The organism is Legionella nagasakiensis (assembly GCF_900639915.1).
GTDB lineage: Bacteria > Pseudomonadota > Gammaproteobacteria > Legionellales > Legionellaceae > Legionella_A > Legionella_A nagasakiensis.
The window spans coordinates 81,604-102,082 of the sequence record NZ_CAAAID010000004.1; the positions used below are offsets into that span (position 1 = coordinate 81,604).

Genomic DNA, 20,479 nt, shown 5'->3' on the forward strand with positions numbered 1-20,479 from the left:
TTTAGCGCTTAATATTGATTGCAGCAAATGCATGGCCAAGATCTACAGTCTCCGGCATTGCATTTGCCACCCATACGACATCCGGAGCCATACGCTCGTCACGTTTTAGCGGCAATGTTATCTCAATATCTCCTTGAGATACAGTAGCCGTCTCATCTAATTTAAGACGGTTGGCCGTGCTTGGATGGATTCGAATGCAAGCAGTCTCCGCTGCAGCGCATTCTTGTAATTCCACAGCATGACGAACGATAGCATCACATCGGTACAGAGGCCACTCTCCCACACGGACTAGATACTGCTGATCATCATTTGGTAAAGAATCCGGATAATACGGCTCATATTTGCTCTCAGACATCATTTCTGCTTTGATTCTTATTTCGTCCAACACGTCCTGAGTAGAAACATATTCAAAACCACTGCATTGCAGAAGATTACCTAACACTCGCAATATTTTCCAAGCAGGACGCGATTCTTTGTATGGAGGCAAGGCACCTTTAACCGTCTGCCATACTCCGTCTATGTTGATGTAAGTTCCGGAAGTTTCCGCATAAGGAGCCATGGGCAGAATGACATCGGCATAATCCTGAATTGATTCATTTTGATAAGCCGATAGAACAACAACAAACTCAGCAGCCAGCATAGATTGTCTGGTGCGGTAAGGATTGGCAAAATCATATCCTGGCTCTACTCCCGTAAGGAAATAGCCTTTTAATTTGGCATCCAGTGCAGTCTGTACATCCATGCCAGCTGATTCAACCAATTTACCCGCCACTGTTCGGTGAGGCAGCATGCCAGCCAACCATGCTCCGGCACTGTTAGCTCCAGCCGTCAGGCGAAGATGACGAACGCCACTTAATGTTTCCAGCAAGAAAATTAAAGTACGCAGCAAGGCAGCGTCTGGATGATTTTCGAATATTGCACCCGTTATAATAACGGCTTTTGGTTGCCGCAAAGCATCGGCCATCGCACGAATTTTTTCATCAGGCTCCAATCCAATTAATAATTTTTGCACTTCCTCTGGCAATTCCTTTATATCCTCAATCATTGCTCGGACAAGACAAGCCAGCTGCATGGGTATTTCCTGAGGCGTTACAATAACTTTCGTTGTGACATCAAAACGATATTCATAATCTACAGGATTGATGGCATGTATTCTTGCTCCATTGCGAAACGCCTTTCGTACCCGAACACCTGCCAGGGGAACTTCTCGGTCAAGATTACAACCGATTAATAATAGATTGCTCTGATGTTCAAGTTCAGCGTATGGAATCGAGCTGACAGGCATGATCCTTTGCATTTCCTGATCGCGAAAGTCCGTTTGCTGCAAGCGATGATCAAGATTTTGGACACCAAGCTCACGCATCAGTTTTTGCAATAAATAAAATTCTTCCAAAGTTGAAGAAGGTGATGCAAACGCTGCCAATTGCTCAGGCCCATGCTGTTTGATAATGCGACTGATGCCTTCTGCTGCAAATTTCAGTGCTGTTTCCCAATCAACGGTTTCCCACTGCCCATCACGCTTAATCATCGGATGACCAGCTCGTTCATCGCTATTTAAACCAAGGTAACTAAAACGGTCACGATCAGACAACCAAGTTTCATTAATGGTTTCATTTTCTTTTGGCACCGCTCTCATTAACCGATTGCGACGCACATGCAAAAATACATTTGATCCAAGACAATCATGCGGTGCTACACCATCATGCTGCATCATCTCCCACGCCCGTGCAGTAAAACGATAGGGTTTCGACGTCAAGGCACCCACTGGACACAAGTCAATGACATTACCCGACACCTCCGACGTCATGCTGTGTTTAACATAAGTGCCGATTTCCATGTGTTCGCCGCGCCCGGTAGCCCCCAGTTCACGAAGGCCTGCAATTTCATCACCAAAACGTACACAACGCGTACAATGAATACAGCGAGTCATGTCCGTTGCAATCAAGGGGCCAAGATTTTCGTCGGCTACTGCACGTTTGCTTTCTTCATAGTGGGAAGAATCGTGTCCAAACCCCATGGAAATATCCTGCAATTCGCACTCTCCTCCTTGATCGCAAATAGGACAATCAAGGGGGTGATTAATAAGCAAAAATTCCATAACAGCCTGTTGAGAACGAATGGCTTCTTCTGACTTTGTAAACACTTTCATGCCATTAGTAATAGGCGTTGCACAGGCCGGAACCGGTTTACGGCCATTTTCAACCTCTACTAAACACATACGACAATTTGCAGCAACTGATAATTTTTTATGATAACAGAAACGAGGAATATAAATTCCCGCCTCATCAGCAACTTCAATGATCATTTTGCCATTTTCTGCTTCTAACGTTTTTCCGTCGATTTCAATGGTGGCCATATTAAACCTTTTTTAACTAAACTTTATTCCAACATGGGGCAGTGCCGTCTTTCTTGCCATCAAATACACCACTCAATGGCTGCCCATGGTTGCAGTTTGTGTGTTTTGCCGCGAAGCATCAGAGGCAGCCACACTGGATTTTTGGTGTTTAATAAAATAATCAAACTCATGATAAAAATGTTTAATAAAACTTTGTACTGGCCAGGCAGCTGCCTCACCTAATGCACAAATCGTACGCCCTTCAATGTTATCAGCCACATTGACCAGTTTTTCTATATCGCCTGGCTCACCATGACCTTCTTTAATACGATGCAATAAGCGTACCATCCAACCAGTGCCTTCCCGACATGGAGTACACTGACCGCATGATTCATCCATATAGAATTCAGAAATGCGATATAACGCATCAACCATACAAGTCGTTTCATCCATAATAATAACAGCGCCAGAACCTAGACCGGAACCTGCTTTCTGTAAACTGTCGTAATCCATGTCCAAAGACATCATGACATCACCTGGTAATACTGGCATAGACGTACCCCCTGGAATAACCGCTTTAAGGCGATTACCATGTCGCATGCCTCCGGCTAATTCCAGCAAGGTTTTAAACGGTGTGCCAAGTGGAATCTCAAAATTTGCCGGCTTGTTCACATGCCCACTGACACTAAAGCATTTGCTCCCACCATTGTTGGGCTTGCCTAGCCTTAAAAACCATTCACCACTTTTTTCCATGATGACCGGAACAGAGGCAAACGTTTCCGTATTATTAATCGTAGTGGGCTTGCCATATAACCCATAATTCGCTGGGAAAGGCGGTTTAAATCTTGGCATTCCTCTTTTACCTTCCAAGGAATTGAGCAATGCAGTTTCTTCGCCACAAATATAGGCGCCAGCTCCAAGATGATTATATAGATCGAAGTCTATGCCTGAACCCAGAATGTTTTTTCCTAAATAACCAGCTTGATAAGCTTCTTTTAATGCGGTTTCCATTCGTTCAAATGGTTCCCAGAACTCGCCACGAATATAATTGTATCCAACGGTTGCGCCCATCGTATACCCAGCTATCGCCATGCCTTCTATCAGTTGATGTGGGTTATATCGCAAAATATCGCGGTCTTTGCAGGTGCCTGGCTCACCTTCATCCGAATTACATACGACATACTTCTGTCCTGGAGCATTACGATTCATAAAACTCCATTTTAAACCGGTCGGAAAGCCTGCTCCACCTCTACCACGCAATGCGGATATTTTCAATTCGTCAATAATGTGTTGTGGTGGTGTCTGCTCCTGCAAGATCTTACGCAGAGCGCTATACCCACCCACACTTAAGTAGGATTCAAGCGTCCACGGCTCAGGAAAATGAAATGTGCGGTAACAGACTTGATTCATTTCAACCATAGAAACCACCTTTATAGCCGCTACAAAATTGTTGCTTGGTGTAAAAAAACCCAATTATCTCCTCTGATGGGAGCGTGTGATTATTTATATTATTATTTAAGAGCATCTGATTACTCATTGATACCGCTCCAAAACAACATCAATTTTCTCGGGAGTAAGATTTTCATGATAATCCTTATCCACCTGCATCATCGGTGCATTCACACAAGCACCCAAACATTCAACCGATCTTAAAGTGAAACGCCCATCGCCGGTCGTTTCACCCAGCTTGATACCCAGCTTTTTTTCCAAATGCTTAACAACACTGGCCGAATCACACAATTGACAGGAAATATTTGTGCAAACGTTTAACAAATGACGACCTGCAGGCTTATGCTCATACATGGTGTAAAACGTTGAAACTTCATAGACCGCAATGGCAGGCATGTCAAGATATTCTGCAATAGCATCCATGAGTTCTTGCGTTAAAGATCCATGTTCTTCTTGTACAATTCTCAAAGCAGCCATAACGGCAGATTGCTTTTGATCGGCAGGATATTTAGCGATCCAATGGTCAATATCCCGTAGACGTTCGGGACTTATAAATTGGCGAAGCAATTTCGCTGAACTATCAGACATATTTTTTAACCTATCTACGTTGCGTATTCATCAAATACATATTCGCAGCTTTCATAGCGAACCCTGCTTAGCAGACTATCTATCAATTTCGCCAAATACAATATCTTGGCTGGCTAAAATTGCCACGCCATCGGCAAGCATATGGCCTTTAACCATTTCATCATAACTCGACAAATGCGCAAACCCTGGGGCGCGAATTTTTAGACGATACGGTTTATTTGCACCATCTGAAACCAGATAAATGCCAAACTCACCTTTTGGAGCTTCAACCGCACTATAAACTTCGCCTCGCGGCAAGCAAAAACCTTCTGTAAACAGTTTAAAGTGATGAATGAGGGCTTCCATATCATGTTTCATAGTTCGACGGCTGGGTGGTGTGATCTTATGATCGTCCAGTTTTACAGGTCCAGGATTTTTACGTAGCCACTCTATGCACTGCTTTATAATGCGATTTGATTGACGCATTTCTTCCACCCGCACTAAATAACGGTCATAACAATCCCCAGTTTTGCCTATCGGAATATCAAAATCCACTTTATCATAAGCCGCATAAGGCTGTTTTTTGCGCAGATCCCAAGCAACTCCTGAAGCCCTGAGCATTGGACCAGTAAATCCCCATTGCAAAGCCTGCTCTGGTGTGATCACACCAATATCGACGGTACGCTGCTTCCAAATGCGGTTATCGGTCAATAAGGTTTCGTATTCATCCACACAACGAGGAAAGCGCTCAGTAAATGCCCATAAAAAATCAAGCAAACTACCTTCCCTGTCCTGATTCATTTTTTCCACTTCACGCTCATTATGCCATCTGGAAGGCTTATATTTCGGCATGCTATCCGGCAGATCGCGAGCGACACCACCCGGACGATAATAAGTCGCATGCATGCGTGCACCAGAAACCGCTTCATAACAATCAAATAAATCTTCGCGCTCACGAAAACAATATAAAAAAACGGTCATTGCACCAATATCAAGTGCAATGGCACCGAGCCATAGCAAGTGGTTAAGAATACGAGTCACTTCATCAAACATAGTACGAATGTACTTAGCGCGCAAAGGGATATCCACACCAAGTAATTTTTCTAATGCACGCACATAAGCATGTTCGTTGCACATCATGGAGACATAATCCAAGCGATCCATGTAGCCGATACTTTGTAGATAGGGTTTAGTTTCAGCCAATTTTTCTGTAGCGCGATGAAGCAAACCAATGTGGGGATCTGCCCGAACAATCGTTTCACCATCCAATTCCATAACCAGACGTAACACACCATGTGCCGCAGGGTGCTGAGGTCCAAAATTGAGGGTATAATGCTGGAGCTCTATCATTGTTCACCCTCCTGAAGGTTATGATAGCGGTTATCATTGCGAATGACCTTCGGAACGCCCACCCGAGGCTCGATATCGACCGGCTCATAAATTACTTTTTGCAATTGTGCATCATAACGCATTTCAACTTGGCCACTAAGCGGGAAATCCTTGCGGAACGGGTGACCGACAAAACCGTAATCCGTTAAGATACGTCTAAGATCCGGATGGCCATCAAACAATATGCCATATAAGTCATACGCTTCACGCTCAAACCAGTTAGCAGCTTTCCAAATGTCATGCACGGAAGGAATAATAAGACGGTTTTCTTCAAGAAAAACCTTAACCCGCAAACGATGATTATGCGTCGTAGATAATAAATGATAAACCACAGCAAAACGAGGTTTGCTCAGTGCATAAGCTCTGGATTCCTGAGGTTCAACCCCACGGGAAAACCCACTTTCAGTGGCAGATTCCGTTTCCCAGTCATACTCACCATATAACAAATAATCAACAGCACATACATCGATAAGTTGATCAAACCCGAATGCGTCATCATCACGTAATTGCCGCAAAAATCCTTTTACCGCTCTAACATCACATTCGACGGTTACTTCATCGTGCGCAACATCAACGGATGAAAAAGCACTTGCCAGTTTTTTATGCAAAAGCTCAGCTAAAAGAACATAGTTTGTCATGTGTTCATACCTTGATACACTTAGTGTCAACTACTGCATTTTATTGACGCCCAATATCTTGAAAAACCAGGGAACTAATTAACTACTCCTCAGGCTTCAATGATTGTCTTTTTTCTAATTTTATTTTGTAACTGGATAATTCCATACAACAGCGCTTCAGCGGTGGGTGGACATCCTGGAACATACACGTCTACTGGAACGATGCGATCACAACCACGAACAACAGAGTACGAGTAATGATAATAACCACCACCATTTGCACAAGATCCCATGGAAATAACCCAACGAGGCTCAGGCATTTGATCATAGACTTTACGTAGTGCCGGTGCCATTTTATTGCATAAGGTTCCCGCGACAATCATAACATCCGACTGCCGAGGGCTGGGACGAAAAATAATACCGAAGCGATCTAAATCATAACGAGCTGCACCAACGTGCATCATTTCAACCGCACAACAGGCTAAACCAAAGGTCATGGGCCACATGGAACCACTTTGAGCCCAGCCAACTAATTTCTCTACTGTGGTTGTTGTATAACCATTTTTTTGCAATGCAGAATCAGCCTTTATTCCCATTCCAGTGCCCCCTGTTTCCACTCGTAAATAAATCCGATGACCAATAAGCCAAGAAAGATCATCATTGCGGAAAAACCAAACCAACCAATTTTACGCAGCGCGAGTGCCCATGGGAAAAAAAATGCCGTTTCTAAATCAAATATGATAAATAAAATTGCGACCAAATAATAACGCACATCGAAAGGAATTCTTGAATTTTCAAATGCATTGAAACCGCACTCATACGGCGAATTTTTTTCAGAATCGGGATGATGTTTAGACAGCAGGGAACCTGCTCCAAGCATAACCAGCCCCAATCCTAAACCTATGACGATAAAAACGAGAACAGGTAAGTATTCAGATAGCATCATGTCTTATTGCTCGTATTATGGTGCCGAAGGCCGGACTCGAACCGGCACGGCTTTCGCCACCGCCCCCTCAAGACGGCGTGTCTACCAATTCCACCACTTCGGCAACTTTTTATTGTTTTTCACCATCAATTGGCACAGGAATTTTGTTTTCCGGTACAGTTGATTGCTGAGGAATAGCCTGCTGCCCAGCTTGCTGATACTGCATGGCCACCATATAAGACAAAGACACGCTAGTAATAAAGAATGCCAAAGCCAGACCACCGGTTAACTTAAAAAGGAAGCCGCCTGTGCCTTGACTTCCAAATACGGTATTCGATGCGCCCGAACCAAACGACGCGCCAATATCCGCACCTTTTCCGTGCTGAATTAAAACCAAGCCGATTATGGCTATGGCAACCAACACATGAAGCAGTAATACTAGTTGATACATTTTACTATTTCCACAAACTGCTGTGCATTTAAAGAAGCCCCACCAATCAAACCGCCATCCACATCGGGCATGGCAAAAAGTGCCTGCGCATTTTTTTCATTGACACTACCGCCATATAAAATAGGCAGCTTTTGAGCACACTCTTGATTGAATGCGGCTATTTGAGCACGTATAAAAGCATGTGCCTCCTGTGCTTGCTCAGGCGTTGCCGTTTGTCCTGTGCCTATCGCCCAGACAGGTTCATAGGCAACAATGCAATTTTGCATAAAATCATTGTCTAATTGGGCAACAGCCAGCAGCTGGCGACTCAAAACTTCTTCCGTCAGGCCTTGCTGTCTTTCATCCAGCGTTTCCCCAACACAAAGAACAGGTATCATATCATGAACTTTTACATGGTGGAATTTTTCCGCTATAAAATTTTCATTTTCATGAAACAAATGCCGACGTTCGGAATGGCCAACCAGCACATAGCGACAATCATAATCAACCAACATCGGCGCAGATAACTCCCCTGTATAAGCGCCAAAATCCTGCGGATACACATTTTGAGCCCCCCAGCTTATGATGCTTTTGGACAATAACTCACGTACTAACGGCAAATAGATGGCTGGAGGAAATACCGCACATTGCACATTTCGCTTTTCCAAGAAAGATTCCAACAAATCTTGTAATAAATCCCGCACCTGCGAAAGGCGGCCATTCATTTTCCAATTCCCCATGACATAACGTTGTCTCATAACATCCTTTGACCTCTCCGTAGCATTTAACATTTTCAAACCACAGCCTTATCATTCAACACGCGATGTTCAATATGACTAATTTCATCACTTAACTGTTGTGCTTGTCTTTGAACGGTTTGAGCATCAGCCCCCTCAACCATAATACGCAGCACGGGTTCGGTCCCTGAAGGTCTCAATAAAACGCGGCCATCTCCTTTTAATTCATTGCTTAGAGCCTCTACAACGCCTCTTACCTGTGGGTGATTCACAAGTTTTGTGGCATTTTTAGTTTGTAAATTAATTAAAGCCTGCGGCAATAAATGAATTTCTTCGCTGAGATGCCGTAGGGAACGCTCCTGCTTGATCATGACGTTTAATACTTGCAAAGCGGCAACGATACCGTCACCGGTTGTCGTTTTATCAAGGCATACGACATGACCAGAAGATTCACCACCAATTTTCCAATCTTTTTCCTTAAGTGTCTCAAGTACATAACGATCCCCGACTTGTGTACGTAAAAAGGGTACACCCATCTGGTTCATGACTTTTTCCAAACCATAGTTACTCATGAGAGTGCCAACCACTCCTCCTTGCAATAGACCTTTTTGTTTTCTATCCTTAGCGATGATGTAAATGATTTGATCACCATTGATCAAGCTGCCGGCATCGTCCACCAATATCACACGATCGCCATCACCATCCAATCCGATCCCGATATCAGCACCAACTGCAATCACTTTTTGCCGCAAAAGATCAGGCGCAGTTGAACCACAGGCTTGATTGATATTAAAGCCATCCGGTTTATCACCTATGGCAATAACATCAGCACCCAATTCACTAAATACATTTGGAGCGATATGATAAGTAGCGCCATGAGCGCAATCAACCACAATTTTCAAGCCCGAAAGACGTGTTAATGAAGGGATCGTGGACTTGCAGAATTCGATGTAACGTCCTGACGCGTCATCAACACGCGCCGCCTTACCCAAACTGGCTGAAGGGACAATTTGCAGATTTTTTTCAAGTTCAGCTTCGATAGCCAGCTCAATATTGTCGGGCAACTTACTGCCATCGGCTGAAAAAAATTTAATCCCATTATCTTCAAATAAATTGTGTGAAGCACTAATCACAATACCCGCATTAGCCCGCAGTGTCTGTGTCAGATAGGCAACGGCCGGGGTAGGCATCGGCCCTAACAAACGAACGTCTACCCCGGCCGCCGATAAACCAGCCTCTAAGGCCGATTCCAGCATATATCCGGACACTCGTGTATCTTTGCCAATAATGACTTTCTTTCTCTGGCCATTAGCAAGTACACGCCCAACCGCCCAACCAAGTTTCAATATAAATTCCGGATTAATATTCACTGATCCAACTTTCCCTCGAATGCCATCCGTTCCAAAATATTTACGTTGATTCATCCTTTTTATACCTCTTCATCATGTATATGGGTGTATTTTTGCATGGTCAAAGCCATTAAATTTCTTGCGAAAAATGATTATCTGCAAGCCGTTTGTATCGTATCAAGCATAACCAATGCCTGCTTGGTTTCTTCAACATCATGGGTTCTGATGATAGAAATTCCTTGCAATGCTGCAAATACAGCAACAGCAATACTTCCTGTCAAACGCTTTGCAACAGGCTTGTTCAAAACAGCGCCGATTGTACTTTTTCGTGAAACACCCAACAATAATGGCTGTTGATGCTTCCGAAAATCCGTCAATTGCTTAACGAGGCGCATATTATGCCGCACAGATTTACCAAAACCAAACCCAGGATCCAGCAGAATATGCTCGCGGGCAATTCCCGCATTCAAGCAGGCTTCTACACGCTGCTGAAAAAAATCATTAATTTCTTCAATAATGCCTTCTTGGTAAATGGGAGCATTCTGCATGGATTTTGGCATGCCTTGCATATGCATCAGGCAGACAGGAACCTTAAGACTTGCCGCCGTTGTCAAGGCATTTATACTTCTTAATGCCATAATATCATTAATCAATGAGGCACCAGCGTTAACTGCTTCTTGCATGACCTCTGCTTTATAGGTATCAATGGAAATACAAACATCACTCTCAGCACGTATTTGTTCAATCACGGGAATGACTCGCGTTAATTCTTCATCGATAGAAATAGGATCTGCTCCTGGTCTTGAGGACTCTCCCCCGATATCAATGACATCCGCACCTTGTGCAATCATAGACATAGCATGCTGAAACGCGTGGGAAGCATCCAAAAAACGACCACCATCAGAAAAAGAATCAGGAGTAACATTTAAGATAGCCATGATTAATGGCTGATGCAGATAATCTGGCGTCACAGGGTAAGGTACCATACGCTGGCACCATTGTTTAAACTGCTGGCTATTCACAGAAATCTCGTTTCATTAGGACACATAGGACTCATTTCACATGTTCAGGACCTGTTCACACATGAAATAAGTTTCTACCGTTCTAGTTGTAATGTTCGCTGCTGGCGGGATCATCTTTTGATCCTTGACCAGTTGATTTTGAAGAATCCTCCGCCGCGACATGATTGAGGCGCTCCTTATCCATCATCTTGAGCGCTTCCCAATCATCAGGAGGAGAAGGTGTTTTACCCGACATGATTTCATTGATTTGCTTCGCATCAATGGTTTCATATTTAATCAGACCCTCGGCCATTAAATGCAATTTTTCCATGTTTTCAGTGAGCAATGACTTGGCTCGTTGGTAATTACGATCAATAATGGTACGTACTTCCTCATCAATTTGTTCTGCCGTTCTATCTGAGATTTCCTTATTTTGACTGACCGTACGACCTAAAAAGACTTCACCCTCTTCCTGACCAAACGTTAATGGTCCTAAATTTGATAATCCCCAGCTCATCACCATCTTTCGCGCAATTTCTGTAGCGCGAGTGATATCATTGGAAGCCCCAGTCGTTACACTGTCTTCACCAAAAATTAACTCTTCGGCAACACGACCACCAAAAAGACTGGCCAACTGGCTTTCCAAACGCCGTTTACTATGGCTGTATCGATCAGTCTCAGGTAAAAACATAGTGACACCTAACGCCCGCCCACGAGGGATAATGGTAACTTTATAAACCGGATCATGTTCAGGAACAAGTAACCCTACAATAGCGTGTCCAGCTTCATGATAAGCCGTGAGCTTTTTCTCATTCTCATCCATAACCATGGAACGCCGTTCAGCACCCATCATAATCTTGTCTTTTGCCTTATCCAATTCGAGCATGCCAACTTTACGTTTGTTAGCACGGGCTGCAAATAATGCCGCTTCATTAACCAAGTTCGCAAGATCAGCACCTGAAAACCCTGGTGTTCCTCGTGCAATCGGCAAAATTTGCACATTACTTTCAACAGGCACTCGACTTAAATGAACCTTTAAAATTTGCTCACGACCACGAATATCCGGTAAAGGGACAACAACCTGGCGGTCAAAACGTCCCGGCCTTAATAAAGCCGGGTCAAGAACATCAGGACGGTTCGTTGCCGCAATGACGATAACGCCTTCGTTACCTTCAAAACCATCCATTTCTACCAATAACTGATTTAATGTCTGTTCACGTTCATCATGGCCACCGCCAAGCCCTGCACCACGATGACGCCCTACGGCATCAATTTCATCGATAAATATAATGCATGGCGCCTGTTTTTTTGCCTGCTCAAACATATCGCGCACACGAGAAGCACCCACACCAACAAACATTTCAACGAAATCCGATCCCGATATGGTAAAAAAGGGAACCTTCGCTTCTCCAGCGACAGCCCTTGCAAGCAGTGTTTTACCTGTTCCGGGCGATCCAACCAGTAACACTCCGCGAGGAATACGTCCACCGAGCTTCTGAAATTTAGTCGGGTCACGCAGAAAATCAACCAACTCTTTAACTTCTTCCTTCGCTTCATCCACACCAGCCACATCAGCAAACGTGACTTTGACTTGGTCTTCGCCCAACAAGCGTGCCCGTGAACGTCCAAAAGACATCGCCCCACGGCCACCGCCTCCTTGCATTTGGCGCATAAAGAAAACCCAAACGCCAATCAATAAAAGCATGGGGAACCAATTAATGAACAAATGCAGCAGGAAGCTTTCCTGTTGTTTTTCCTGTCCACTGACTTCCACATTATTTTTCAGTAACTCTCCTAGGAGAGCGTTGTCTTGTACAGGCATATAGGTAACGAAACGATGATTGTTCTTAGTGACTCCCTTGATCACTTTATTATCTTCTATCGTTACCGAATTGATCATGCCCTGATCAATTTCCTTGAGAAACTGACTATAGGCAATTTTCTCAGTGGACGCATGACGTGGTCCAAAGTTACTGAACACCGATACCAGCACAATGGCAATAATCAGCCATAGGAATAAATTTTTTACCATGTCGTTCAAAGCATTAACCTCTTATATGACGTATTTCTACGACTTGAGAATAAAGTTACTATAAATTATAGCCCTTAGCCAGCAAATAGGTTTCACGTGAACGCGCCCTTGAAGCTAATGGCTTGCGAATGACCACTTTTTTAAAGTGTGACCGGACTTGTCCGACCAGTTGCTCAAAGCCCGAACCGTGAAACATTTTCATTAATAATACCCCGCCAGGCTTAAGCATACGATGACTAAAATCAAAGGCAAGCTCTGCAAGATACATGGCGCGCGGAATATCCACAGCAATCGTTCCACTCATATTAGGCGCCATATCCGATAATACAACATCCACACCACGCTCTGGTACGACAGCGAGTAATTGCTGCAGAACTGTTTCTTCCTGGAAATCACCCAACATGAATGATACACCGGGAAGGTCATCCATCGGTAATAAATCGAGTGCAATAATAATGCCTCGTCCACTTAATTTTTCGGTCACGTATTGTGACCACCCGCCTGGAGCAGCACCAAGATCAACGACCGTCATTCCTGGTTTGAATAGATGTTCTTTTTCATCGATTTCCTTCAGTTTGTATACAGCTCTGCTACGATAACCGTCTATTTGCGCTTGCTTTACATAGACATCATCAAAATGTTCCTGTAACCATCTTTTACTGCTTTTAGAACGGGGCATATCATCCAAAACTCTATTAAATCCACTTATATGATACTGAAAAATGCTATCTTTTCCCAGAAAAACGTGCAATAATTTACCATTTTTATTGATGTTAGACAAAATATTAGAGCTTATTTACAAATAAGTGCTAAAGAGTAACCGTCTTGATCCCCCCACTCTGTGATAAAACATGACTGTTGAGCGATTATTGTGAATACTTCATTAAAGCAATTACTAAAAGCCAAAGCACATCATTTAAAACCTGTTATTTTAATCGGTACAAAAGGATTAACGCCAGCCGTCTTAGATGAAACAAATAGTGCGTTACTGGCTCATGAATTAATCAAAATCAAGATTAATGGAACTGAAAAGAGCGACCGCCAAATGATTGCCGCAGAAATATGCAAGCAGCTACAAGCCAATCTTGTGCAATTAATTGGCAATATAGCGATCATTTATCGAGAAAACACCATAGAGTAGTCTCCTGAAAGAGGTTTTTGTGTGTTTTTGTTAAAATTGCCCTTTTATTTTCATTCTTAAGCGATGCAACATGGTCAAGCTTAGCCGCAACGAAGCAGACAATTTAAAAATGATTGTCTTAAATTACCTGCAAGGCGAACCTCTTGGCGTCGTTCGTGTGCGTCTTGAGACGGCGTGCGCAGAATTAAAAACAGGCTGCAAAGATTTATATAAAGCCATTGAATTAAAATCAGACGATCCATTTACTCTTGCCATCCTGAAAAGTCTCCATGTTAACAAAGCAAAACCAGGAAATAAGCATGGCGAATATGAAAAAGTTTTAGATAAATCAAAAAATCTTCATGAATTATTAATCAATCTTTATCATAATGGTCATCATCACGTTGGCTATTTGTTAAGACTCATAGAAAATACCAATCCCAAACGCAATTGGGCTCTTATTTTTACTATTGGCGCTCTTCTAAGCGCCAGCTTAGGTGTTTTTTTTCATTTCAACAAAAAGTATATTGAAGCGTTTTCCAGCTGGCTAAGCCGCACATTTCCCCTCATGATTGACTGGCTCGGAAAAACATTTTCTTTATTAAAAAATATTCCCTTGCTAGGTATGATCTACAATGGGTTAACTTTAAGCTTTAGTTGGTATAGAACCTTCACCAATGGTACCACAACCACTTCCCACAAATTAAACTCCCTTTTTTTTAAAACATTAACTGCAGGCTTAAATATAACGGCTTATTTTCTTTCTTATACGGCAGGCGGTGCAATGTGCCTGCCCGCTGCAATGCTGTTTGTTTTAAGTTCAAGTATTGACGTCTTTAAGAGTGTTTATAATTTTTTCAAATCTCGCCAAGCATTAAAAACACTCGAAGTACCACAGAAAGATGAACATCATTGGGAGCGTCTCGCTGAATATGAGCGCGCCAAAAATCTGCACAAGCGTGCCTTAAAATCCGTAGGGATTAAATTCACCGCAGCCATATTAACCACGATTGCCATTGGTATCTGGTCTTTTTTCCCACCAAATCTCATTATTATGATAGGCTGTATCGTCTTCATTTCATTAGTTTCATTAGCTAAAAAATCCGTATTGAGTACCATTTACGAGAGGCAAGCCCAGCAATTGCAAAAAAAACTTCAAAGCATTGAGATAGCACATCACTCAGAACCACCTAGACCGTCCAATCAAAGCAGCTTCCTAAAACTAGAACAAAAACAACGATACCTGGACCAACGTGAAGCTGAGTTATCAGCACGTGAAAAAGCATTGGAACGGCAAGAAAGAGAGCTTGACATACGCCGACAGGCCATTACTGAAACGCTGGACGCTCTAAGTTCTAGCGCCAGCAGCCCGGCAAAAGTTTTACAAATCCTCAAACCATCGCCCCATCTTCGGCAGCAAAAACATCAACCACAACCACCCGCAGAACAGGGACCAATGTTTAATGCCCCGTTGGCAAAACGATTGCGTAGAACTCGTTCCACCGGCGATTTAGCGACCATGATACGAAAAGATGAACGAACAATGCCTGTGCCGAGCTAAACACTTAAAGAGGAACCAAAACGATGCCCCCTACACTAGTTGAAATGAATGAATGCCGTTTCCAATGGATTAAACGCGGCAACGAAATCTTAAAAACCTTAGGTGTTTCAACCTGCTTGTGCTTCATGTTTTATGGACGAGATAAAAGCCATTCTTTTATCGGCATGCATCATTGGTCAGGATTTCCTGCCGATTTTGATGGCAGTGAAGATTCAGCAATGGATGAAATTTTTGAATTAATAGAGGATATCGAACATGAAGCAAGAACACAGTTAGGTGGTACGCTTGATAGAACATTAACTCTGGATAAACTCATCATCATGGGAGGAGAGAGACGTCAGGTGGATGCAGATGGAGAATTATTAGTCTCAGGAACTGAACGAGAAGTCAACGCATTAATTGATTTCGTCAAGCCAGCTTGCAACACATATTTTCAATTGCCCCCAACATTCGCTTGCATCATCAGCTCTTTTAAGACTACTGGTGACCAATGCATGGATATTATGATGGACAAGGACCGGATTGCTTGGGATATCATTGAGTCAGATGTTTCCGAAGAAGACGTGTATTTGCAGGAAGAAGCGGCTCGAACATCCTCTCCTAAAGTAGCACCTTAATTACCTATATTAATCTTGACAAGGATTTACGCACCTTATTGTTAACAACGTGACAGCAGACGCAGTATTGTATAAACTTGGCATAACTATATCGCTTGGCCTACTGGAAAAACTTTAGGGACGTTGCCCATACTCCTCTGCCAGATAATCCAGGAGCGGGTATTATAAATGACCGATTAAGCCCATGATGCTACGATACCTACCCAATGCACTAACCATTTCCCGTTTGCTATTAATAGCACCCTTTTTAATATTTTTGTATCAACAAGAGTATGTTCACGCTTTTTATATTTTTTTTATCGCTGGCGTTACCGATGGTTTAGATGGTTGGCTAGCCAGACATTTTCATTGGCAAAGCACCTTCGGCTCTTTTATTGATCCACTGGCAGATAAATTGCTAATAGCATGCAGTTTTATTTCATTAGCACTGATTGGGCTATTGCCATGGTGGTTGGTTCTCTTGGTTTTTTTACGTGATGTAACCATTTCATTAGGAGTCATTGCCTGGTTCTGGTTTATTCAACGAAAACTTGATTTTGCGCCAACGCGTTTAAGTAAACTCAATACCGTTTTTCAATTGACCTTAGTCACTTTATGTCTATTCGAGCTTGCCTTTATTAAATTCATTCCATATTTTATCGAAACACTCATCCTGCTGACTGCCGTCACAACGGCTGGGAGTTTTATTGATTACGTATGGACCTGGGGAAAAAAAGCGTGCTCAAGCAACCCCTAAGCCAAATGAACCAACAATTAGCTTTAGCTATCCAGTTGAATGACGAAGCAACGCTTTCAGATTTTTGTTGGCGAGGTAATGATCTGCTGCGCCAGCAATTGCAAAATATCCTGTACAACTCTGGTGAGCGCATGCTCTACCTATGGGGTGGTTCTGGAAGTGGAAAATCTCATCTCTTACAAGGTTGCTGCCAAGCTGTGAATTCTGCCCACACCATCATTTATCTTCCCTTAAGTCATCTGCACGAATGGGGACCACAAGTAATCGACGGGATTGACGGGCAAACCCTAGTTGCCATCGATGACATTGATATCATCGCCAGTAACAAAGAGTGGGAAGAAGCGATATTCCATCTTTATAATCGTGTCCGAGATAACGACCAAACCATACTCATTATTACCGGTAAGACCCCACCAGCGAATCTTCCACTTCATCTCCCAGACCTTCGCTCACGATTAGGATGGGGACTGGTTATTCAGATCAATGAATTAAATGACGAAGACAAAATCCAGACATTAAGAATACGTGCTAATAAACGTGGCTTTGATTTACCATTCAATGTAGGACAATTTCTGCTTAATCGTTGTGCACGCAATATGCATGACCTATTGGCCTTACTCAATCGCTTAGATGAAGCCTCTCTCATGGCTCAACGGAAAATTACAATTCCCTTTGTCAAAAACATTCTAGGTATTTGATAGGGTGAACGCAGCCGCCCATGAAGGTAAGTCACCCTCTGAGTGTGAGCGTTTAAGGAAACGGTAACGATTTGTGCCAACGCTAACATCATGGCGCTCGCGAGAGGCTTCCACACCACCGCGGAATGGCAGCACTTCTGCCGTTCGCTCCAATCGTTCCAGTTTTTGATGCATGGTCCCCAACTGGGTCTGAGATTCCAGTCTTGCGGCAATTTTTTTGTCCAGTGCAGTTAGCTTATTCTGCTGCTTTTTAACTTCCTCTTCGTCTGCCAAAACATCAATTTTTTCTTTATCTAATCCAAACCAACGACCCACAAGATTTTCAAGTCCTGGACGCTCCACAAACCAATAAATACTGAAGGCAGCCAGACCAATCGCCACACTGACGGCAATAACTGGCCAAAAAGTAGCAGCCACCGACGTAGCAAAAAAAGTAGAGACAGCCAGCATTGCCAAAGACTGGCCGGCAAAAAAACCGCCACCAAAAAATAATACACCCGTAGCGGCAGCCATCGATATTTTCAACGCCCTTAAATAAGGATTATGAAGTGACTGCTTGTATGACGCCCGTGCATCATCCAAATCTTGATAGCGTTGTTCCAGCATGGCTATCATGTCGCGCATCGCCTGTAAATCCTCAAGACTTGTTGCACTTGCATAACAAGCATCGATTTTTTTGCGTAATGCTTTAATTTGCTGGATTTGTTCCAATAATACATCAAGCAAGGCAGGGGAATGACGTAGTTTCACACCAAGATTTTTAGAAACCTCAATCAAATCAAATCCATAAAAAACAACCACGGACAGTAGAGAAAAAGCCAATCCTGCTGCAAAAACGACATAAACTGGCACACTGCTAAATAAACCCAATATAGAAGCAATGCCGTCAAATCCCTCGCACACCGCAAGCGCTGTACCGGCAAAAGCCAATAATCCAAATTGTGCTTTACGATACCAGGGAGCGGGCTGTTCTTTTTTATTATCTTTCTTTTCATCCGATAAAAAAGAATCGCTTAAATCTTTCAGCAAAGAAGCTCGCAGAGATTCAAGTAAAAAGCGAGATTTTTTATCCTGATTGCTTTGCTTAAGCCAGGCAATCAATGCACTCCGATCAATGGTATCCAGACTCTGCCACTCACGTAATACAGCATCATCAATCAATGAAGGCAATTGATTGATTAATTGCTTTGAATGTTCACTAAGAGTGATTGGTTTCATTAATGTTCCTTTTTGAAAAGGTTTGAGCATTAAAATCAATTTATATGCCCATTTTAAACAAAATTTATTAACTGAGTATTAATTGAGAAAAAACAACAATTTTTGAACTTGGATGTTCCTGCATTTTTTTGCTGTAACACTGATCTTTTTTAATGTTGTTTTCTTGGTAAGCGCTTGTTAAAAACGTAGTGATTTCTTCACAATAACAAGCTATCGATTCATAAGACGGGTTAAATAAGGAGAAATCAGCCATAATAGCAGCGCAATGGCTAAAGTAACCAGCCCAATGTAGGCAAACAATTGAGTATAAATCATTAAGGATTCAACGCCTGGATGTAAAGACTTAGGCAGTGCGGAAAAAGAAGCAACATAAGCCCCTATAAACCCGGCAACGGCAGGAGTGAGAAACCACATACCCATGACAAAACCGGCAATTTGTCCAGGCACTAATTCTGCCACCATAGCCACGCCTAAAGCAGACACCAGCAACTCCCCAACACTTTGTAAAAAATAGCTCACAACGAGCCACCAATAAGATACGATACCCAAGTCATCATGGATGAAACGAGCAAAATACAAAATGGTAAAACTTAAGCCGCAAAACGTCATTCCCAATGCAAATTTGTAGGGGGTTGGAAAAGAAATGTCTCGACGGTAAAGTTTTTCATACACAATGGCCAGAACCGGACTCATCAGAATAATCCATAAAGGATTAAGCGCCTGGAAACTCTGTGGATCAATGGGAACACCAAACAGAGAGGCATGAACATTATTAACGGCAAATAAATTGAGTGAAGTAGGCATTTGTTGATAGAGCACAAAAAAGACCACCGCTTCCAGCATGAGAATTAAAGCCAATACCATACGTAGAGCAATCCGTTTCTCTTCCCGGCGCATGTAGATAAAATAGATCACCACCACCATAAAGATGATTCCCCACACGATATCTTGGGCGATCATGACATGCTGCAAGAGATAGGCCGAAGCTTTAGTCGCAACCACTATACCAAGAATAATCAAGTTCCACTGCCATAAGGAAATGGATTTACTGTCAGCATAGGTTTTTATATCGGCAATATGTTGGCGTTGAAACCAGTAATTGGCGAGTCCTAACAACAATCCCAAAAAACTCGCTAGATAAGCATAAGAATAACCATATTTTGTGGATAGGGTCGGACCAATAAACAAAGCTGCCGTGGAACCAAGATTAACAGCCATGTAATATAAAGTGAAACCACCGTGTAACCGATGATCTTGTTCGTCATAACATTTGGCTAACAAATTCGATGGATTTGCTTTAAACAATCCATTGCCGACACAAATTAACCCTAACGCCCAAAAAACACGCTGTCGGTCAACTAAAGCCAAGGCTAAATAACCCGTAGCAAGGGTAATCAGGCCAAGCACAATGGTTCGTTTTGTACCAAGCACCTTATCGCCAAGATAACCACCAAGGGCAACCATGCCATAGACCAATGCAGAAAAAGCCCCAAACGTATAATAGGCAATCCGATCATCGAATCCCAAAAATCGGATGAAATAAAGAGTGAGAATGCCTTGCACCGTGTAATAACCAAACCGCTCCCATATTTCCAGCATAAAAATCATATAGAAAGCACGCGGCTGGTCACGAAGCAAAGCAAGCATGACGTTCCCTCATTCCATGAAGGCGATACTTCAACTTATAATACTTTAGGA

General features: G+C 42.9%; 20 protein-coding genes and 1 tRNA gene. 5 read left to right on the top strand and 16 right to left on the bottom strand.

Going from position 1 to position 20,479, the window contains the following annotated elements; translation table 11 throughout:
• Position 1 precedes the first annotated feature (1 nt).
• From nuoG to rlmE, 14 genes are all read right to left on the bottom strand, one after another.
• Positions 2–2,356, bottom strand: coding sequence for an NADH-quinone oxidoreductase subunit NuoG (gene nuoG / locus E1O52_RS04805; RefSeq protein ID WP_133127575.1), 2,355 nt, complete (start codon positions 2,354–2,356; stop codon positions 2–4).
• Between the two features lie 72 nt (positions 2,357–2,428).
• Positions 2,429–3,754: an NADH-quinone oxidoreductase subunit NuoF gene (nuoF, locus tag E1O52_RS04810; RefSeq protein ID WP_133127576.1), complete on the bottom strand. Its 1,326-nt coding sequence runs from the start codon at positions 3,752–3,754 to the stop codon at positions 2,429–2,431.
• A 114-nt stretch (positions 3,755–3,868) separates the two neighbouring features.
• On the bottom strand, positions 3,869–4,372 hold the full coding sequence (gene nuoE, locus E1O52_RS04815) for an NADH-quinone oxidoreductase subunit NuoE (protein ID WP_133127577.1): 504 nt from the start codon (positions 4,370–4,372) through the stop codon (positions 3,869–3,871).
• A 75-nt stretch (positions 4,373–4,447) separates the two neighbouring features.
• Positions 4,448–5,701, bottom strand: a complete 1,254-nt coding sequence (locus tag E1O52_RS04820) for an NADH-quinone oxidoreductase subunit D (protein WP_133127578.1) — start codon at positions 5,699–5,701, stop codon at positions 4,448–4,450.
• Positions 5,698–6,378 (bottom strand): NADH-quinone oxidoreductase subunit C, encoded by a 681-nt coding sequence (locus E1O52_RS04825; protein WP_133127579.1) that lies wholly within the window; start codon positions 6,376–6,378, stop codon positions 5,698–5,700. The genes E1O52_RS04820 and E1O52_RS04825 overlap by 4 nt, the downstream gene beginning before the upstream one ends.
• Before the next feature lie 89 nt (positions 6,379–6,467).
• Positions 6,468–6,953, bottom strand: coding sequence for a NuoB/complex I 20 kDa subunit family protein (locus E1O52_RS04830; RefSeq protein ID WP_133127580.1), 486 nt, complete (start codon positions 6,951–6,953; stop codon positions 6,468–6,470).
• Positions 6,944–7,300 (bottom strand): NADH-quinone oxidoreductase subunit A, encoded by a 357-nt coding sequence (locus E1O52_RS04835; RefSeq protein WP_133127727.1) that lies wholly within the window; start codon positions 7,298–7,300, stop codon positions 6,944–6,946. The genes E1O52_RS04830 and E1O52_RS04835 overlap by 10 nt, the downstream gene beginning before the upstream one ends.
• 21 nt (positions 7,301–7,321) lie before the next feature.
• Positions 7,322–7,406: transfer RNA gene (locus tag E1O52_RS04840), tRNA-Leu, on the bottom strand.
• Between the two features lie 6 nt (positions 7,407–7,412).
• Positions 7,413–7,733, bottom strand: coding sequence for a preprotein translocase subunit SecG (secG, locus tag E1O52_RS04845; RefSeq protein ID WP_133127581.1), 321 nt, complete (start codon positions 7,731–7,733; stop codon positions 7,413–7,415).
• A complete protein-coding gene (gene tpiA, locus E1O52_RS04850; protein WP_133127582.1) occupies positions 7,721–8,470 on the bottom strand; it encodes a triose-phosphate isomerase in 750 nt (249 codons plus the stop codon). Before tpiA ends, secG begins: the two co-directional genes overlap by 13 nt.
• A 35-nt stretch (positions 8,471–8,505) precedes the next feature.
• Positions 8,506–9,873 (bottom strand): phosphoglucosamine mutase, encoded by a 1,368-nt coding sequence (gene glmM / locus E1O52_RS04855; RefSeq protein ID WP_133127583.1) that lies wholly within the window; start codon positions 9,871–9,873, stop codon positions 8,506–8,508.
• A gap of 77 nt (positions 9,874–9,950) precedes the next feature.
• A complete protein-coding gene (gene folP, locus E1O52_RS04860; protein WP_242602162.1) occupies positions 9,951–10,820 on the bottom strand; it encodes a dihydropteroate synthase in 870 nt (289 codons plus the stop codon).
• Positions 10,821–10,902: 82 nt separating this feature from the next.
• Positions 10,903–12,831 (bottom strand): ATP-dependent zinc metalloprotease FtsH, encoded by a 1,929-nt coding sequence (gene ftsH, locus E1O52_RS04865; RefSeq protein WP_165474711.1) that lies wholly within the window; start codon positions 12,829–12,831, stop codon positions 10,903–10,905.
• Positions 12,832–12,889: 58 nt separating this feature from the next.
• Entirely contained in the window at positions 12,890–13,510 is a 621-nt protein-coding gene (gene rlmE / locus E1O52_RS04870; RefSeq protein WP_133127585.1) for a 23S rRNA (uridine(2552)-2'-O)-methyltransferase RlmE, read from the bottom strand.
• Between the two features lie 192 nt (positions 13,511–13,702).
• Between rlmE and yhbY the strand changes: the two genes are divergently transcribed.
• The 5 genes from yhbY (at position 13,703) to hda (ending at position 17,563) form a co-directional block, all read left to right on the top strand.
• Complete coding sequence (gene yhbY / locus E1O52_RS04875; protein ID WP_133127586.1) at positions 13,703–13,972, top strand: ribosome assembly RNA-binding protein YhbY; 270 nt, start codon at positions 13,703–13,705, stop codon at positions 13,970–13,972.
• 70 nt (positions 13,973–14,042) lie between these two features.
• Entirely contained in the window at positions 14,043–15,512 is a 1,470-nt protein-coding gene (locus E1O52_RS04880) for a hypothetical protein (RefSeq protein ID WP_133127587.1), read from the top strand.
• A gap of 23 nt (positions 15,513–15,535) precedes the next feature.
• Positions 15,536–16,129: a hypothetical protein gene (locus tag E1O52_RS04885; protein WP_133127588.1), complete on the top strand. Its 594-nt coding sequence runs from the start codon at positions 15,536–15,538 to the stop codon at positions 16,127–16,129.
• A 184-nt stretch (positions 16,130–16,313) separates the two neighbouring features.
• Positions 16,314–16,865, top strand: a complete 552-nt coding sequence (locus E1O52_RS04890) for a CDP-alcohol phosphatidyltransferase family protein (protein WP_133127589.1) — start codon at positions 16,314–16,316, stop codon at positions 16,863–16,865.
• Positions 16,866–16,870: 5 nt separating this feature from the next.
• The gene (gene hda, locus E1O52_RS04895; protein ID WP_133127729.1) at positions 16,871–17,563 is read left to right on the top strand and encodes a DnaA regulatory inactivator Hda; all 693 of its coding nucleotides are present in this window, start codon (positions 16,871–16,873) and stop codon (positions 17,561–17,563) included.
• Here hda and E1O52_RS04900 read toward each other — a convergent pair.
• On the bottom strand, positions 17,552–18,781 hold the full coding sequence (locus E1O52_RS04900; RefSeq protein WP_133127590.1) for a TraB/GumN family protein: 1,230 nt from the start codon (positions 18,779–18,781) through the stop codon (positions 17,552–17,554). The two genes, hda and E1O52_RS04900, sit on opposite strands and share 12 nt — an antisense overlap.
• 210 nt (positions 18,782–18,991) lie before the next feature.
• Positions 18,992–20,428, bottom strand: a complete 1,437-nt coding sequence (locus E1O52_RS04905) for an oligopeptide:H+ symporter (protein ID WP_133127591.1) — start codon at positions 20,426–20,428, stop codon at positions 18,992–18,994.
• Positions 20,429–20,479 lie beyond the last annotated feature (51 nt).

What these genes read in the sequence shown, in the direction of transcription:
- E1O52_RS04890 (WP_133127589.1), top strand. Translation starts at nt 16,314, where the DNA reads ATGATGCTACGATACCTACCCAATGCACTAACCATTTCCCGTTTGCTA.
- E1O52_RS04820 (WP_133127578.1), bottom strand. Translation starts at nt 5,701, where the DNA reads ATGATAGAGCTCCAGCATTATACCCTCAATTTTGGACCTCAGCACCCT.
- hda (WP_133127729.1), top strand. Translation starts at nt 16,871, where the DNA reads ATGAACCAACAATTAGCTTTAGCTATCCAGTTGAATGACGAAGCAACG.
- nuoF (WP_133127576.1), bottom strand. Translation starts at nt 3,754, where the DNA reads ATGGTTGAAATGAATCAAGTCTGTTACCGCACATTTCATTTTCCTGAG.
- glmM (WP_133127583.1), bottom strand. Translation starts at nt 9,873, where the DNA reads ATGAATCAACGTAAATATTTTGGAACGGATGGCATTCGAGGGAAAGTT.
- E1O52_RS04905 (WP_133127591.1), bottom strand. Translation starts at nt 20,428, where the DNA reads ATGCTTGCTTTGCTTCGTGACCAGCCGCGTGCTTTCTATATGATTTTT.
- E1O52_RS04835 (WP_133127727.1), bottom strand. Translation starts at nt 7,300, where the DNA reads ATGCTATCTGAATACTTACCTGTTCTCGTTTTTATCGTCATAGGTTTA.
- E1O52_RS04880 (WP_133127587.1), top strand. Translation starts at nt 14,043, where the DNA reads ATGGTCAAGCTTAGCCGCAACGAAGCAGACAATTTAAAAATGATTGTC.
- E1O52_RS04900 (WP_133127590.1), bottom strand. Translation starts at nt 18,781, where the DNA reads ATGAAACCAATCACTCTTAGTGAACATTCAAAGCAATTAATCAATCAA.
- E1O52_RS04885 (WP_133127588.1), top strand. Translation starts at nt 15,536, where the DNA reads ATGCCCCCTACACTAGTTGAAATGAATGAATGCCGTTTCCAATGGATT.
- nuoG (WP_133127575.1), bottom strand. Translation starts at nt 2,356, where the DNA reads ATGGCCACCATTGAAATCGACGGAAAAACGTTAGAAGCAGAAAATGGC.
- E1O52_RS04825 (WP_133127579.1), bottom strand. Translation starts at nt 6,378, where the DNA reads ATGACAAACTATGTTCTTTTAGCTGAGCTTTTGCATAAAAAACTGGCA.
- ftsH (WP_165474711.1), bottom strand. Translation starts at nt 12,831, where the DNA reads ATGGTAAAAAATTTATTCCTATGGCTGATTATTGCCATTGTGCTGGTA.
- secG (WP_133127581.1), bottom strand. Translation starts at nt 7,733, where the DNA reads ATGTATCAACTAGTATTACTGCTTCATGTGTTGGTTGCCATAGCCATA.
- E1O52_RS04830 (WP_133127580.1), bottom strand. Translation starts at nt 6,953, where the DNA reads ATGGGAATAAAGGCTGATTCTGCATTGCAAAAAAATGGTTATACAACA.
- tpiA (WP_133127582.1), bottom strand. Translation starts at nt 8,470, where the DNA reads ATGAGACAACGTTATGTCATGGGGAATTGGAAAATGAATGGCCGCCTT.
- nuoE (WP_133127577.1), bottom strand. Translation starts at nt 4,372, where the DNA reads ATGTCTGATAGTTCAGCGAAATTGCTTCGCCAATTTATAAGTCCCGAA.
- rlmE (WP_133127585.1), bottom strand. Translation starts at nt 13,510, where the DNA reads ATGCCCCGTTCTAAAAGCAGTAAAAGATGGTTACAGGAACATTTTGAT.